This is a genomic window from Megasphaera paucivorans (genome assembly GCF_900103535.1).
Classification (GTDB): domain Bacteria; phylum Bacillota; class Negativicutes; order Veillonellales; family Megasphaeraceae; genus Megasphaera_A; species Megasphaera_A paucivorans.
Genome location: NZ_FNHQ01000002.1, coordinates 23426 through 36607 on the forward strand (window position 1 = coordinate 23426; position 13182 = coordinate 36607).

Annotated in this window: 19 protein-coding genes; all 19 read left to right on the plus strand. The window is 41.6% G+C overall.

What is annotated here, in order from left to right:
• The first annotated feature begins 103 nt into the window (after positions 1-103).
• The 19 genes from BLR11_RS01365 (at position 104) to BLR11_RS01445 (ending at position 13008) form a co-directional block, all read left to right on the plus strand.
• Positions 104-418, plus strand: a complete 315-nt coding sequence (locus tag BLR11_RS01365) for a VRR-NUC domain-containing protein (protein ID WP_218118684.1) — start codon at positions 104-106, stop codon at positions 416-418.
• Complete coding sequence (locus tag BLR11_RS01370; RefSeq protein ID WP_091647529.1) at positions 415-1803, plus strand: DEAD/DEAH box helicase; 1389 nt, start codon at positions 415-417, stop codon at positions 1801-1803. The genes BLR11_RS01365 and BLR11_RS01370 overlap by 4 nt, the downstream gene beginning before the upstream one ends.
• A 5-nt stretch (positions 1804-1808) precedes the next feature.
• Positions 1809-2291, plus strand: a complete 483-nt coding sequence (locus BLR11_RS01375; RefSeq protein ID WP_091647530.1) for a hypothetical protein — start codon at positions 1809-1811, stop codon at positions 2289-2291.
• 5 nt (positions 2292-2296) lie between these two features.
• A complete protein-coding gene (locus tag BLR11_RS01380) occupies positions 2297-2797 on the plus strand; it encodes a hypothetical protein (RefSeq protein WP_143006385.1) in 501 nt (166 codons plus the stop codon).
• A gap of 113 nt (positions 2798-2910) precedes the next feature.
• On the plus strand, positions 2911-3099 hold the full coding sequence (locus tag BLR11_RS13910) for a hypothetical protein (protein ID WP_143006386.1): 189 nt from the start codon (positions 2911-2913) through the stop codon (positions 3097-3099).
• A 54-nt stretch (positions 3100-3153) separates the two neighbouring features.
• On the plus strand, positions 3154-3837 hold the full coding sequence (terS, locus tag BLR11_RS01385) for a phage terminase small subunit (RefSeq protein WP_091647533.1): 684 nt from the start codon (positions 3154-3156) through the stop codon (positions 3835-3837).
• Positions 3838-3839: 2 nt separating this feature from the next.
• The gene (locus tag BLR11_RS01390) at positions 3840-5084 is read left to right on the plus strand and encodes a PBSX family phage terminase large subunit (RefSeq protein WP_091647535.1); all 1245 of its coding nucleotides are present in this window, start codon (positions 3840-3842) and stop codon (positions 5082-5084) included.
• Positions 5085-5095: 11 nt separating this feature from the next.
• Positions 5096-6532, plus strand: coding sequence for a phage portal protein (locus BLR11_RS01395; RefSeq protein ID WP_091647537.1), 1437 nt, complete (start codon positions 5096-5098; stop codon positions 6530-6532).
• Complete coding sequence (locus BLR11_RS14060; RefSeq protein WP_176762829.1) at positions 6525-6686, plus strand: hypothetical protein; 162 nt, start codon at positions 6525-6527, stop codon at positions 6684-6686. Before BLR11_RS01395 ends, BLR11_RS14060 begins: the two co-directional genes overlap by 8 nt.
• Before the next feature lie 57 nt (positions 6687-6743).
• Complete coding sequence (locus BLR11_RS01400; protein ID WP_091647539.1) at positions 6744-7370, plus strand: phage scaffolding protein; 627 nt, start codon at positions 6744-6746, stop codon at positions 7368-7370.
• A 14-nt stretch (positions 7371-7384) separates the two neighbouring features.
• Positions 7385-8353 (plus strand): major capsid protein, encoded by a 969-nt coding sequence (locus tag BLR11_RS01405; RefSeq protein WP_048513565.1) that lies wholly within the window; start codon positions 7385-7387, stop codon positions 8351-8353.
• Positions 8354-8363: 10 nt separating this feature from the next.
• The gene (locus BLR11_RS01410) at positions 8364-9431 is read left to right on the plus strand and encodes a minor capsid protein (RefSeq protein ID WP_091647541.1); all 1068 of its coding nucleotides are present in this window, start codon (positions 8364-8366) and stop codon (positions 9429-9431) included.
• A gap of 4 nt (positions 9432-9435) precedes the next feature.
• On the plus strand, positions 9436-9804 hold the full coding sequence (locus BLR11_RS01415; RefSeq protein WP_091647542.1) for a head-tail connector protein: 369 nt from the start codon (positions 9436-9438) through the stop codon (positions 9802-9804).
• A complete protein-coding gene (locus BLR11_RS01420; RefSeq protein ID WP_091647544.1) occupies positions 9801-10166 on the plus strand; it encodes a hypothetical protein in 366 nt (121 codons plus the stop codon). The genes BLR11_RS01415 and BLR11_RS01420 overlap by 4 nt, the downstream gene beginning before the upstream one ends.
• Entirely contained in the window at positions 10166-10543 is a 378-nt protein-coding gene (locus BLR11_RS01425; RefSeq protein ID WP_091647545.1) for an HK97 gp10 family phage protein, read from the plus strand. Before BLR11_RS01420 ends, BLR11_RS01425 begins: the two co-directional genes overlap by 1 nt.
• The gene (locus BLR11_RS01430) at positions 10540-11010 is read left to right on the plus strand and encodes a phage tail terminator family protein (RefSeq protein ID WP_091647547.1); all 471 of its coding nucleotides are present in this window, start codon (positions 10540-10542) and stop codon (positions 11008-11010) included. The genes BLR11_RS01425 and BLR11_RS01430 overlap by 4 nt, the downstream gene beginning before the upstream one ends.
• Positions 11011-12138, plus strand: coding sequence for a phage tail sheath subtilisin-like domain-containing protein (locus tag BLR11_RS01435; protein ID WP_091647549.1), 1128 nt, complete (start codon positions 11011-11013; stop codon positions 12136-12138).
• 18 nt (positions 12139-12156) lie between these two features.
• On the plus strand, positions 12157-12612 hold the full coding sequence (locus tag BLR11_RS01440) for a phage tail tube protein (protein WP_091647550.1): 456 nt from the start codon (positions 12157-12159) through the stop codon (positions 12610-12612).
• A gap of 24 nt (positions 12613-12636) precedes the next feature.
• Positions 12637-13008: a phage tail assembly chaperone gene (locus BLR11_RS01445; RefSeq protein ID WP_091647552.1), complete on the plus strand. Its 372-nt coding sequence runs from the start codon at positions 12637-12639 to the stop codon at positions 13006-13008.
• Positions 13009-13182: the final 174 nt, after the last annotated feature.

Sequence of the window (13182 nt, forward strand, 5' to 3'; positions counted from 1 at the left end):
GTGAGGAAATTCTCTAAAGTGTCTAATACACGTACTTATAAGAAGGCCTTTGAATGGGTAACACTGGTAACACCCGCATATGTATAAAAAATTAGGAGATAGTATGAAAATTTTAGAAAAGGAACTAGAACAGAAATTAGTGCAAGGAGTGAAACGACTGGGTGGCTGGGCATTAAAGTTTACCAGCCCCGGGCAGGACGGTGTACCAGATCGGATTGTAATGATGCCGGGCAAAACGTATTTTGTAGAAATGAAGGCACCCGGTGAAAAGCCAAGGCCCCTGCAGCAGGTTGTGATCCGGCGTATGCGGCGTCTGCATCAGAAAGTTTTTACCGTGGATAGCGAGGAAGAGCTGGCCAAACTGTTGCAGTATATGTTGGATGACCAATGCAAAATAGATAGAAGGGCGATGTTATGATATTTACACCACATGCGTATCAAAAAGAAGGTATCGAATATATTATAGGGCATCCGGACTGCGGCCTGTTCTGGGAGATGGGACTTGGCAAAACGTCTACTGTATTAGATGCCATAGATGCCTTAATGTATGACTGCTGTTCCATTCGTAAGGTCCTTATCGTGGCGCCGAAAAAAGTAGCAGAAGCCACATGGCAGGACGAAGCGGTGAAATGGGACAATCTGCGAGGCCTTACTTTTTCTACGGTATTGGGAACGGAAGACCAGCGTAAAAAAGCCCTGCGGAAGGAAGCCGATATTTATGTAATTAGCCGGGATTCCGTTGTGTGGCTGATGGAGCTATGCCGTTTCCGGCCGTCCTTCGATATGCTGGTAGTAGACGAAAGCAGCAGCTTTAAGAATCCACAGGCCAAACGGTTTAGAGCACTTCGCAAGGCAAGGCCTTTCTTTAAACGGATTGTTATATTGACCGGAACGCCGGCGCCAAACAACTTACATGATATATGGGCACAAGTGTACCTGCTGGATGCCGGCAAACGGTTGGGCGTAACGTTAAGCGAGTTCCGGAAAAATTATTTTAAACCAGGACGCAGCAATGGATACGCTGTATATGAATGGCTGGTCCGGGATGAGAAATCAAAAAAGGAAATATATAACAGGGTGTCGGATATCTGTATGAGCCTAAAAACGAAGGATTATTTAAAACTGCCCGAACGGATCGATAACATCATCCGCGTGCAGATGGATGAAACCGCCAAGCAGTGTTATAAGAGTATGAAAAAAGAAATGACACTGGAGCTGCATGGTGCGGAGATAACTGCCTTAAATGCCGCCGCGCTGTCCAATAAATTACTACAGATGGCTAATGGCAGCGTGTATGAGGATCCAGATCCGAATGTGGAATACGTAGGAGGTTATTTCGGAGGAACAGTGCAGATCCATAAAGCGAAATTGAATAAACTGTATGAAATTGTGGAGGACAACCCAGGCAAACCGGTGCTTGTGTTTTATGCATTCAAGCACGACTTGTGGACGATCAAGTCTAGGTTTCCAAACGCGGTAGAACTGTCCGGGGCAGACAGCGTACGAGATTGGAACGCCGGGAAAATAGAAATGCTGGTGGCCCATCCGGCTAGTTGCGGATATGGCCTGAACCTGCAGGCAGGGGGCAACATCATTGTGTGGTATGGCCTGACTTGGAGCTTGGAACAATATCAGCAGGCCAACGCCCGATTGTACCGGCAGGGGCAAGATAAGCCGGTCATCATACACCACCTGGTTACTGCCGGCACCATAGATGAACAGGTCATCGCGGCACTGCAGCGAAAACGGACCGGACAGGATGCCTTGATGGAAGCAATTAAGTCGCATTTACGAGGAGAGTGAAGAACATGATAACGAAACGAACAGAAAAGCTATGGAAAGCGGCATTGAATATAATTATTAGGCCCGATGAATTTTCTGGCGGAGTGCATTATTTATATAAAAGGGAAGGTACAATGGTATTGGCAAACGCATATATGGCGGTATGGATCCAACATCCGAACCCCTTTAATTTAAGGGGTATGGAATTTTCAGAAATGAGTGAGGAAATGTACCGAAGAGTATTTGCGGAGCCTGATAGGGGGGAAGGCAATGTGCTACAGGATGAGAATACAGTGAAACACATAGAGGATAATGTACTTGCTGTTTTTTCAATTGCGGGGCGCGAAGTGTTAGTTTCCAATAAATTACTAAAACGTATTCCATATGATCCAAGGGAAGATATTGTGCGAATTAATAATCCTAAAAAAGATGGTCCTTTGTTTTTTTACGATGTAACAAAAGTTTTATATGGGCTTGTTATGCCCTTTCGCAACATGAAGGGACGATGAAAAGTATGTATCATAATGATTATGTGATTGTCGTTAAGCAGTATCTGCGGCGATATAAGGAATTTGGGGTGTACATCAATAATATCCATGTGGCCATAGAGGATATCCAAGACACGATGAAACTGGAAGGAGCCCCGAAAGTTTCTGTATTATCTGAAGCAGGAGGATGTGGTGGGAGTGGTAAGGGTATCAGTCCGCAGGAAGTATTATACTTTAGCAAAGAATCGGCGCCGGCACGAATTGCAGAACTGCATAAAAAGTTAGAGGAAATAGAACCCACCTTTAATAAACTAAAGAATTCACTTAATACATTGGACCTGGAGGACAGAAGTTTATTAATGCAAAAATGGGTATCAGGGGATTCATGGGAGGAGGTAGCCCGTGAAGTTAATCTTAGTTATGCTAGTTGCCGTCGGCGCAGCAATGTACTGTTGGAAAAGTTAGCAATTATGATATTCGGAAAAAATGCGGATGACACAAATTCAAAAATTATTTTTGTTAAGTAAAAGTTGAGCAGATTTTGAGCAGAAAAATGTGGTATACTAGTAGCATGAAAATTTATATACAGGGCGCCTATATTTTGTAGGCGTCTTTTTTATGCGCAGAAGCAGGTGATACCATGATAGATTGTGACAATGTACGATGCCGGTTTAATCGGCGCGAGGTGTGTGTTAACATGCGGATGTCCGTACGGAACGGTCGATGTATATCGTCTGAAATTAAGATGCATCGGCAGAAGAAAACCCGGGAAACAGAAATCAATCATGCGCCCGTGGTGCGGTCTACTCGAAATAGAATATTGAAATGATTTTTTCCCGGGCTATTTTCAAAACAAAACAAGGGATGGTGGTGACAATGTGAAATGGAACTACGGGATAAAGCATATAACGATTATTTGGACGGTATGAAGTACAAAGAAATTGCTGAAAAGTACGGCGTATCCATCAATACCGTAAAGTCGTGGAAACAACGGCATAACTGGCAGCGTAAAAAGGGTGCACACAAAAAGAAAAAGGGTGCACCCTTTCGTAATACGAATTCAGTAGGGCATGCAAGCAGCGTCCCTAAGCAAAACAGTAACGCTGTAAAGCACGGGCTGTTTGCTAAGTACCTGCCACCGGAAACGGCTAAATTAGTACAGGCTATCGAGGATACACCACCTATTGACGTACTGTGGGAGAATATCTGCATCAAATATGCGGCCATCATCCGGGCGCAAAAACTTATGTACGTTAAAGATCAGGCTGATTTGACGAAGGTATTGAAACGGGAAAAAGAAAGTTCCGGTAAAATTAAATCCTGGGAAAAAGAATATGAGCTGCAGTTTGCTTGGGATAAGCAGGCTGCTTTTTTGACTGCCCAGTCCCGTGCTATGGGCACCCTTAACAATATGATTAAGCAGTACGAGGAACTGTGTCGGTCTGGACAGGCAGATGAAGAACAGCAATTACGGATTGAAAAATTAAAGGCAGAAGTTGATTCTATTAAAAATGATGCACCAGATAAAGATGCTGTTACATTTACATTTGATAGAAAGAGTGATTGATTGTGGAAGTAAATATCGCCGATATTATTTCACCGGCTTTTGATCCGGTGTTCTGGGATATACAACAGCATAAACATACGTTTTATTGGTTGGCCGGTGGCCGTGGTAGTACAAAATCTTCGTTTATCGGTGGTATAGAAGTACCCACGTTACTGATGCAGCATCCACAATGTCATGCCGTCGTATTGCGTAAGGTAGGCAATACCATCAAAAACAGCGTATATCCGCAAGTACAGTGGGGTATCGATCAATTGGGTGTTGCTGCCCGCTTCCGTTTCAAAACGTCACCGCATGAAATAACCTATAAAACAACCGGCCAAAAAATTCTTTTCTTTGGGGTGGATGATCCGACAAAGGTCAAGTCCATTAAGCTGCCGTTTGGGTATGTAGGTATTGTATGGCTGGAAGAATTAGACCAATTCAGCGGCATGGAAGAAATACGAAACCTGTTTCAATCTTTATTGCGTGGTGGTGAAGAGTACTGGGTGTTTTGCACATACAACCCTCCTAAAAGTCAAAATAACTGGGTGAATGAAGAAATACTCTTCGACGACCCAGATCGACTAATACACCATTCAACTTATTTAGATGTACCTAAGTCATGGCTTGGTGATCAATTTATTCTGGAAGCAGAAAAGCTTAAAGCTAAGAATGAAACATTATATCAGCATGAATATTTAGGTGAGGTTACCGGTACCGGCGGGGCTGTCTTTGAAAATGTATCAAACATGTGTATGAGTGATGAAATGATTGCTCAGTTTGACCGACGGCATTACGGTCTTGATTTTGGTTTTGCTGTGGATCCGTTGGCATTTAATGCGATGCATTACGACGCAAAACACGAAGATCTGTATATATTTGATGAATTATATCAACAAAAATTAACAAATAAGCGAGCAGCTGAAATTATCAAACAGAAACATAATACCTGCCGCATCATTGCTGATTCTGCTGAACCTAAAAGCATCGTAGAAATGCGGGGCTTTGGCTTAAATATCACGGGAGCTAGAAAAGGACCGGACAGTGTGGAGCATGGTATGAAATGGCTGCAGGAACGGGCACATATTTATATTGATAAGAAGCGTTGTCCTAATACCTATAAGGAGTTTGTCAATTATGAGTATGAACGCAATAAGGACGGGCAGTTTATTAGTGCCTATCCGGACAAAAATAATCATGCTATTGATGATATCCGGTATGCCATGGAAAAAGAAATGGCTCGCAGCCGTCTCCGTATTATGAAATGAGGTGTATATAGTTGAATTTAGACGCAGCAAAGAAGTTAATAACTCAATATATAGAAGGGCATGCCGAGTTTATTTCCAGTGCTGAAATTGCAGAACGGTATTATCGGGTACGGAATGATATTTTGTTCCGAAAACCAAAGAAGAAGCCAGGAAGTGAAGATTCTGAAGTTGCTAACCCATTACGGAATGCAGACAACCGTATCCCTCATAGCTTTTATGAATTGCTTGTAGATCAAAAGGCTGCCTACATGTTTACAACACCGCCGCTTTTTGATGTGAAAAACGATGAAACGAATCAAGTTATTGCCAATGTGTTAGGGGATGGCTGGGCGAAAAAAGCAAAATTATTATGTGTGAATGCCAGTAACGCAAGAATTGCATGGCTGCATTATTGGATGGATCCGGAAAGTGGGTTTCAGTACGGTGTTGTACCTTCCATGCAAATTATCCCGGTATGGTCAAAAAAACTAGATCAAAAATTACTTGCTGTACTTCGTGTGTATAAGGATATTGATGCAGATACAGGTGATACCTACGATGTATATGAATATTGGACAGATACAGAGTGTCAGGCCTTCCGTAAACGAGCTGCAGATGAAATTATAACAGGCCTAATGGATTACCCTTGCTTTACTGATTTTTACGAAGCAGGGTTGTCTGATTCGGATAACGTTATGCACCATGATTTTGGCACGGTACCGTTTATTCCGTTTTTTAACAATTCTATACCTAGTAGTGATTTAGATCGTGTCAAAGCACTTATTGATGCCTACGACAAAACTTATAGCGGTTTTATGGATGACCTCGAAGATATACAGGAGGTCATTTTTGTTTTGACAAATTATGGCGGTGCCGGTGAAAATGGTGAGCTGAATAAGTTTTTGAAAGATCTCAAATATTATAAAGCTATCTGTACAGACAGTGATGGAGCCGGCGATAAAAGTGGCGTGTCGACACTTACGATTGATATCCCAGTGGAAGCTCGAGATAAAATGCTTGAAATTACACGTAAGGCGATTTTTGACATGGGACAGGGCATTGATCCACAACAACAGGGATTGGATGCTACAAGCGGCGAGGCAATGAAATTTTTATATGCTTTGTTAGAACTCAAAGCAGGATTAATGGAAACGGAATTCCGCCTTGGCTTCAATGAACTGATACGGGCTATTTGTAAGGTAAATAAACGGGACTGTGGAACGATCATTCAAACGTGGACACGTACCAGTATCCGTAATGATGCTGAATTAGTGGCAATGTGTGCTCAATCAGATGGAATTGTATCGCAAAAGACCATCTTAAAACATCACCCCTTTGTAGAAAATGTGGAAGATGAGGAAAAACAGCTGCAGAAGGAGCAGAAAGAAAAAGAAGCACAATTGGATTCTTATGATGATGGCGATTTACATGAACCAGTTGGTAACAAAGGGGGTGAGGGGAATGCATAAATGGTTGATTGCATATGTTAAGCAGTTTGATAAGGATTTTCCCATTACTGCCGTTGCCGATCATACGGAATATGAGATTGTTCGTATCATCCAAACATGCTGTTTGACTAATACCGCATATAGTACCGGTACATCGACACCATCAGGTACATAAATTTCTATTCGAGGCAGGTAACCTCGGTAAAAACCGGAAAATTAGGAGGAATATAGTATGACAATTGAAGAATTTGTGGCACAAAAGTTAGGAATTGTCGAAGATCAGAGGCCGGCAGCCGTTACGGCCCTTAAAGGGTATTTGGACGGTGAGTATGTCACCAAGTCGCGTTTTAATGAAGTCAATGAAGAAAAGAAAACGCTTACCGGACAAATTGCCGACCGGGATAAACAGTTGGATACGCTGAAAAACAGTAAAGGGGATATGGAATCCCTGAAAAAACAGATTAAACAGCTTCAGGAGACCAATGCAGCGCAGAAAACCGAGGCAGAAAATAAAATGAAGGAACTGCAGTTTACCAATGCTATTAAATTAGCCATAGCAGATAAAGCGCAGGATGTGGATATCGTATCTGGACTGTTTGATAAAGAAAAACTCATCCTTGGCCAAGATGGAAAAGTGACCGGGTTAGATGAACAATTAAAAGCACTGGTAGAAAGTAAGCCGTTCTTATTCAAAAATGATGGTAAGCCGCCTAAGTATGATCCAGCAGGTGGTTCTGGCGGTGCAGGAAAAAATCCATTTGCAAAAGATTCATTCAATTTGACAGAACAAGGAAAATTATTAAAAGAAAACCCCGAACAGGCACGTTCGTTGGCCGCGGCAGCGGGAGTAACTATCTAAAGGAGTGATGAAATATGCCAGGAACTACACTAGTGGACGTTATTGTCCCCGAACTTTTTAATCCGTATGTAGTCAATCGTACCATGGAGCTTTCGGCTCTCTTTAATTCCGGGATTATCACAACAAGTCCCGAATTTACAAAACTTGCGAGTGAGGCTGCACGTACTCACAATATGCCTTTCTTTGAAGATCTTACCGGTGAGGCACAAAATATCGTCGAAGGGAAAACAATTGATTTTCAGAAAATTACATCGAATAAAGACGTATCGACAACCATTATGCGTCAGCAGAAGTGGTCGGCAACAGACCTTTCTGGTGCACTTGCCGGATCTGATCCGATGCGTGCTATTGGTGATTTAGTATCAAGATACTGGGCTCGGCAATACCAGAAAGAACTTATTAATCTGTTAACTGGTGTCTTTGCAGCGGCGACAATGGAAGATCATGTACTTGATATTTCTTCTGGTACAGGGAAAGCTGCTAATATTTCTGCCTTGGCGTTCATGAATGCCTTGCAGCTGTTAGGTGATGCACAAGATCAGCTGACGGCCGTAGCGATGCATTCGGCAACTAAAACCTACCTCAAACAGCAAAACCTTATTACTACAGAACGTGATTCTTCGGATGTGGAATTTTCGGCATATCAGGGGAGACGCGTTATTGTCGATGATGGTTGTCCTGTGACTTCTGGGGTATATACGACGTATATTTTCGGGCAGGGAGCCGTTGCATTTGGTGAAGGATCTCCGGTTGATTTTGTACAGACTGAAACTCGGCGTGATCCGGATGTAGGTGCCGGTGTAAATATGCTTTATAATCGCCATTGTTTTATTATGCATCCTCGTGGAATCGCATGGCAGAATGCTAAGCGTGAAAATGTGGAATCACCTACGCGGGCGGAATTGGCAGATGCTACTAACTGGAAACGCGTATACGAGCCTAAGCAAATTCGCATGGTTGCTATTAAGCATAAAATCGCGTAAGGAGTAGACCATGAACAGTGAAGAATACTGGGCTCAACGTGCAGAAGAGCGGGAGCTGGCATGGCACAAAAAGAGTCAAAATACTGTTGAAATGGAATTATCCAAGACCTACCGTGATGCATTGGGTAAGATTCAGACTGAGATAGTGGCCCTGTATGGCCGGTATGCCAAGGATAATAAACTTACTATGATTGATGCTAGAAAACTGTTGCAGGGTTCGGAATATCGTACATGGCGAATGAGTTTGAAACAGTACATTGCTATGATTAAGAAGACTAACGACAAGGGACTGTTGCAGGAATTAAATACGTTGGCCATGCGTAGCCGTATTTCTCGATTGGATAAGTTGTATAGTGATACACTCGTGGAATTAGATGCGTTGGGAAGAATTACAATTGGACAGATGGATCATTTTTTGACGGATGCATATACAGATAATTATTATCATGGATTGTATGATATTGGTCAAAAGTGGAGACTTATTCAGCCTGTGGTCAAAGCAGATTCAAATGATGTGGAACAAGTACTACGTACTCCATGGAGCGGCAAAAATTATAGCGAGAGAGTTTGGAAAAATACAAGTAAGCTGGGTGGTTTGCTGCAAGACGAAATGGTTGCTGCTATTCATCGTGGGGAAAGTGTACAGAAAATATCAAGACTAGTAATGCAGCGGATGGATGTAGGAAAGAATAATGCGACGCGGTTGGTCCGAACGGAATTGAACTATGTACAAAATAAGGCTGCTATAGACAGTATCGCCGAATCCGGCATGAAATACTATACGTTCATAGCGACTTTGGACCGCCGTACTTCGCAAATATGCCGAGCGCATGATCGACATGTATATCCGGTGCAAGATGCACAGTCAGGCACTAATATGCCGCCGTTGCACCCGAACTGCCGGTCTACTATATCAGGAAGCTTTAATGATGAAATGGGAACCAGTAAAGGCACTCGTATCGGTCGAGATAAAAATGGTAAGAACATTCATGTGCCGGCTAATATGGCATATGATGATTGGCATGCTATCTATGTAGATCAGACAATGACGCTTAAACAGTGGCAAAAAGGGGAATGATACAATGACACGAGATGAAGCCATACAAGCTATTACTGAAAAAGTACAGCTCAGGAAGGCCCAGCAAATTACAGATACAGCCAATCTTACCTTTTTTGCTGAAAAGTTGGTTGTAGATATTTTGGACTATTGTCATCGTGATGATTTCCCCCCTAGTTTGGTATATACCGTTGCCGATCTTATTTGCAAGCGTATTGATGATGAAGTGAAAGCGGTAGCAGGAGCGCCGGGGCCGCTCAAACGGTTGCAGCAGAATGATACTACCTATGAATGGGCAGTAAATGCGGCCAATGCTGCAGGGCTTTTAAGTGATGCTGATTTTGATAGTATTAAACCTAAACTGAATCGATGGCGAAAGGTTGTATGGTCATGATACAAAATACATACTTAAAAAGCTTATTGTCCAGCATCATGTATACGGATACTGTTACGGTAACCAGGCAGATGCCTACTATTGATGAGGAAGGTGCTGATGGATACAAGCCAACCGATGTGTATGTCAATATTCCCTGTAAATTATCTCAGTATGGTAAAGAATTAGAATCTAATCAGGAAGACAGAGCTTTTAAACTGCGGACTGATTTACGAATTTGCATAGATCCAGTTTATGTAATATTGCCAAACGATATTATGACGATACATCACCAAGGGCAAACGTTTGTGTTATATGCAGCACAACCATTCTGCTATGCAGATCATCAAGAGATTTCTGTACGGCGGAAGGAGGATGCATAATGGCTGAGTTTGATGGGTTGGATGAGTTAGATAAAAAGTTAGCGAATATGGCTAAAGAATTTCCTATTAAACGGAATCAATTCCTTGCGCAGGAAGCGGAACTATTGATAGGTCAGGCAAAGGAAAATACACCGGTAGATACGGGTGCGTTACGAGAAGGATGGCATCGTACTAGGGCACATGCCGGACAAATTGAGATATACAATAATACGGAATATGTGAATCATGTTGAATATGGGCATCGTATCAAAAATCATAAAGGAGAATGGACGGGAAAAGTAGTGAAAGGTAAAAAAATGTTGCATATTGGAATGGATACTTTGAAAAAGAATTATCCAGAGGATGCTGAAAGTATTTTAGAAGGATTGTTAAAATGATTATGCTGCGTTCTATAAAAAAAGCAATTACGATAGCTTTGAAAACTAAATATCCCACTTATAAGGTGTATTTTGATAATGTAGAAAAATCAGATACACCTTATTTTTATGTCGAAATGCGGCCTACGGCTAAAACGTGGGATACCGTGATTAGCGATCGGTCTGTTCAGATTGACATACAGTTTATTCCGCCTCTTGACACCTATGGCCGTGCAGATCGTAGTTTACTGTACGATGTGGCTGATAGTATGGAAGAGTTGTTCCGACCAGTATTTCAAATAGAAGACCGGTGTATTACCGTCTTAGAAGCAGAAATCACGTTTTTTGATGAAATACTACATTATATTTTTAATCTTGATTTTGCTGATGCATTCACCAAAGAAGAAATTGGTGGTATTCAATATGAACTCATGCAGCAGTTTGGTTTTGAACTTAATGGAAAAGATTTGAAAGAGGAGGGAATGTAAATGGCAAATGAAGCAGATATTTTTGGCTTGCCTCAAGTCCTGATTAATTTTCGAACAAAAGGTACCACTGCAATAAAACGCTCTGCAAGAGGTATTGTAGCGATGATTTTGCGGTGTGAGACTACAGATGTTATCAATAACTATAAAATTTCAGATGTGTCGGATATTCCGGGTACATTCAATGATGATGCAAAAGACTTAATTGAAAAGTGTTTGGATGGAACACCGCTGAAAATCCTTTTATATACGCTTCCTGCATCATCTGTCGAATCGGCAACCAAGACACAGGCAGATGTATTGAAAATGTTGGTAAGTATTAAATGGAATTGGTTATGTGCCCCTACGGCGACGAGTGCAGATCAGATAGAACTTACTAGCTGGATTAAATCCATGCGAACGAACAAGAAAAAGACCTTTAAGGCAGTTTTGGCTGCTCAAGAAGCTGATAATGAAGGTGTCGTCAATTTTTGTACCAATAATATTAAGGTGCAGACAGGTACCGATACTAGTGGTAATGCTGTGTATAAGATTTATACGGCCTTGCAATATACCGCCCGAATTGCTGGCATTTTGGCAGGGCTAGCTCTTGATCGATCGGCTACCTACTTCAAGTTAACAGAAATTGAAAGCGTTGAAGTGTATGAAGATATAGACAGTTTGATTAATGAAGGGCAGCTTTTATTGTTTGATGAACAGGATGGAGACGGCGTAAAGATTGCTAGAGCTTGTAACAGCTTAACGACCTTTACAACCGACAAAGGCGAAGACTTCCGGTACATTAAAATTATCGAAGGAATTGACTTAGTTACGGATGATATCCGGGATACCTTCAAAAAATACTACGTTGGCAAGGTTATTAATGACTATGACCATAAAATGTTGTTTATTGCCGCTATTCTTGTTTATTTTTCTGAAATTGAAGGGAATGTACTTGATAAAGATGCAGGCAATTCGGTAGATATTAATGAAACATATCAACGGAATTATGCCATCCTTAAAGGAGCCAACGTAGATGACATGACTGCTCAGCAGATCAGAGAATATAACACTGGCGATACTGTTTATTTGGCGGGTTCCGTGAAATTTGTAAATGCAATGGAAAACTTAAATATTGATTTTTCGATGTAAGGAAGGAGGTAAGGTACTATGACAAGAGCTGCAGAAGATTTGACCTATCGTGGTCGCCGGCGGTGGAATGGAAGCCACGGCAAAGTATGGTGGGATAATGAACTGCTTTTTGAAATTGAAAAATTTGAATGCAAGGTAACGGCTAACCGTGAAGATGTTATTATTGGCAACAGCGTTGACAGTAAGATCGTATCCCTCAAAGGGGAAGGCACGATTACTATTAAAAGTGTTGTCAATCGTAATATTAGCGCCTATCTTGAAGCTTGGAAGTCTGGACAGGATCCACGGGCAACATTTGTGGGATTGATTGATGATCCCGATGCAGTGGATAAACAGAAAGAACGGTGCAGTATTGATAATGTTTGGTTTAACGAGCTGGCGATTATGAATTTTGAAAAAGGGAAAGTGGTTGAAAAAGAATTTCCGTTCGGGTTTACACCGGAAGATGCGTCGTTTATGGAAACAATTTCGTAATAGTTATTTAGGAGGAATGAGAATATGGCAGCAGTAAGTATTCAAGATTTAATTAATAAGAAAGATCAGATTCAAGCACAGAAACAAGAAACGTATGATTTAGACACTTCTATTGGAACGATTACTGTTAAAAAGCCAACACGGTCTTTTGTGTTGGAAGCGTCTAAGTTAGAAGAATCCGGTGAAAGTGATAAATATATGATTTTAAATTTAGTAACCGCACCAAATCTTAAGGATACGTCTTTGCAGCAGACTTATGGATGTACGGAACCGACAGATATCGTGGACGCGTTGTTTGATCCAGGTGAAGTTGTGGGTATTTCTAAGAAAATCATGGAATGTGCCGGCTATGGCAAAGATATTAAAACTGCAGTACATGAAGAAGTAAAAAACTAATTAACGAGAACTGGGAAGCGGCTACGGCCGCTTTTTTGGTTCTCCGCGGGCATCCATTACATTATTTTTTTTCCTTATCTGAGACAGAAAAACTATTCTGTCATGCAGCAATGGAATTGGAACTTAAACGACAATATGATATGGCGGCGTGGATTGCGACAGGAAGGAGGCAGT

Bases quoted from the DNA above. Each gene is read 5' to 3' on its own strand.
- BLR11_RS01410 (WP_091647541.1), top strand. From the start codon at position 8,364: ATGAACAGTGAAGAATACTGGGCTCAACGTGCAGAAGAGCGGGAGCTG.
- BLR11_RS01380 (WP_143006385.1), top strand. From the start codon at position 2,297: ATGTATCATAATGATTATGTGATTGTCGTTAAGCAGTATCTGCGGCGA.
- BLR11_RS01430 (WP_091647547.1), top strand. From the start codon at position 10,540: ATGATTATGCTGCGTTCTATAAAAAAAGCAATTACGATAGCTTTGAAA.
- BLR11_RS13910 (WP_143006386.1), top strand. From the start codon at position 2,911: ATGATAGATTGTGACAATGTACGATGCCGGTTTAATCGGCGCGAGGTG.
- BLR11_RS01435 (WP_091647549.1), top strand. From the start codon at position 11,011: ATGGCAAATGAAGCAGATATTTTTGGCTTGCCTCAAGTCCTGATTAAT.
- terS (WP_091647533.1), top strand. From the start codon at position 3,154: ATGGAACTACGGGATAAAGCATATAACGATTATTTGGACGGTATGAAG.
- BLR11_RS01405 (WP_048513565.1), top strand. From the start codon at position 7,385: ATGCCAGGAACTACACTAGTGGACGTTATTGTCCCCGAACTTTTTAAT.
- BLR11_RS01415 (WP_091647542.1), top strand. From the start codon at position 9,436: ATGACACGAGATGAAGCCATACAAGCTATTACTGAAAAAGTACAGCTC.
- BLR11_RS01365 (WP_218118684.1), top strand. From the start codon at position 104: ATGAAAATTTTAGAAAAGGAACTAGAACAGAAATTAGTGCAAGGAGTG.
- BLR11_RS14060 (WP_176762829.1), top strand. From the start codon at position 6,525: ATGCATAAATGGTTGATTGCATATGTTAAGCAGTTTGATAAGGATTTT.
- BLR11_RS01425 (WP_091647545.1), top strand. From the start codon at position 10,166: ATGGCTGAGTTTGATGGGTTGGATGAGTTAGATAAAAAGTTAGCGAAT.
- BLR11_RS01440 (WP_091647550.1), top strand. From the start codon at position 12,157: ATGACAAGAGCTGCAGAAGATTTGACCTATCGTGGTCGCCGGCGGTGG.
- BLR11_RS01375 (WP_091647530.1), top strand. From the start codon at position 1,809: ATGATAACGAAACGAACAGAAAAGCTATGGAAAGCGGCATTGAATATA.
- BLR11_RS01445 (WP_091647552.1), top strand. From the start codon at position 12,637: ATGGCAGCAGTAAGTATTCAAGATTTAATTAATAAGAAAGATCAGATT.
- BLR11_RS01400 (WP_091647539.1), top strand. From the start codon at position 6,744: ATGACAATTGAAGAATTTGTGGCACAAAAGTTAGGAATTGTCGAAGAT.
- BLR11_RS01370 (WP_091647529.1), top strand. From the start codon at position 415: ATGATATTTACACCACATGCGTATCAAAAAGAAGGTATCGAATATATT.
- BLR11_RS01420 (WP_091647544.1), top strand. From the start codon at position 9,801: ATGATACAAAATACATACTTAAAAAGCTTATTGTCCAGCATCATGTAT.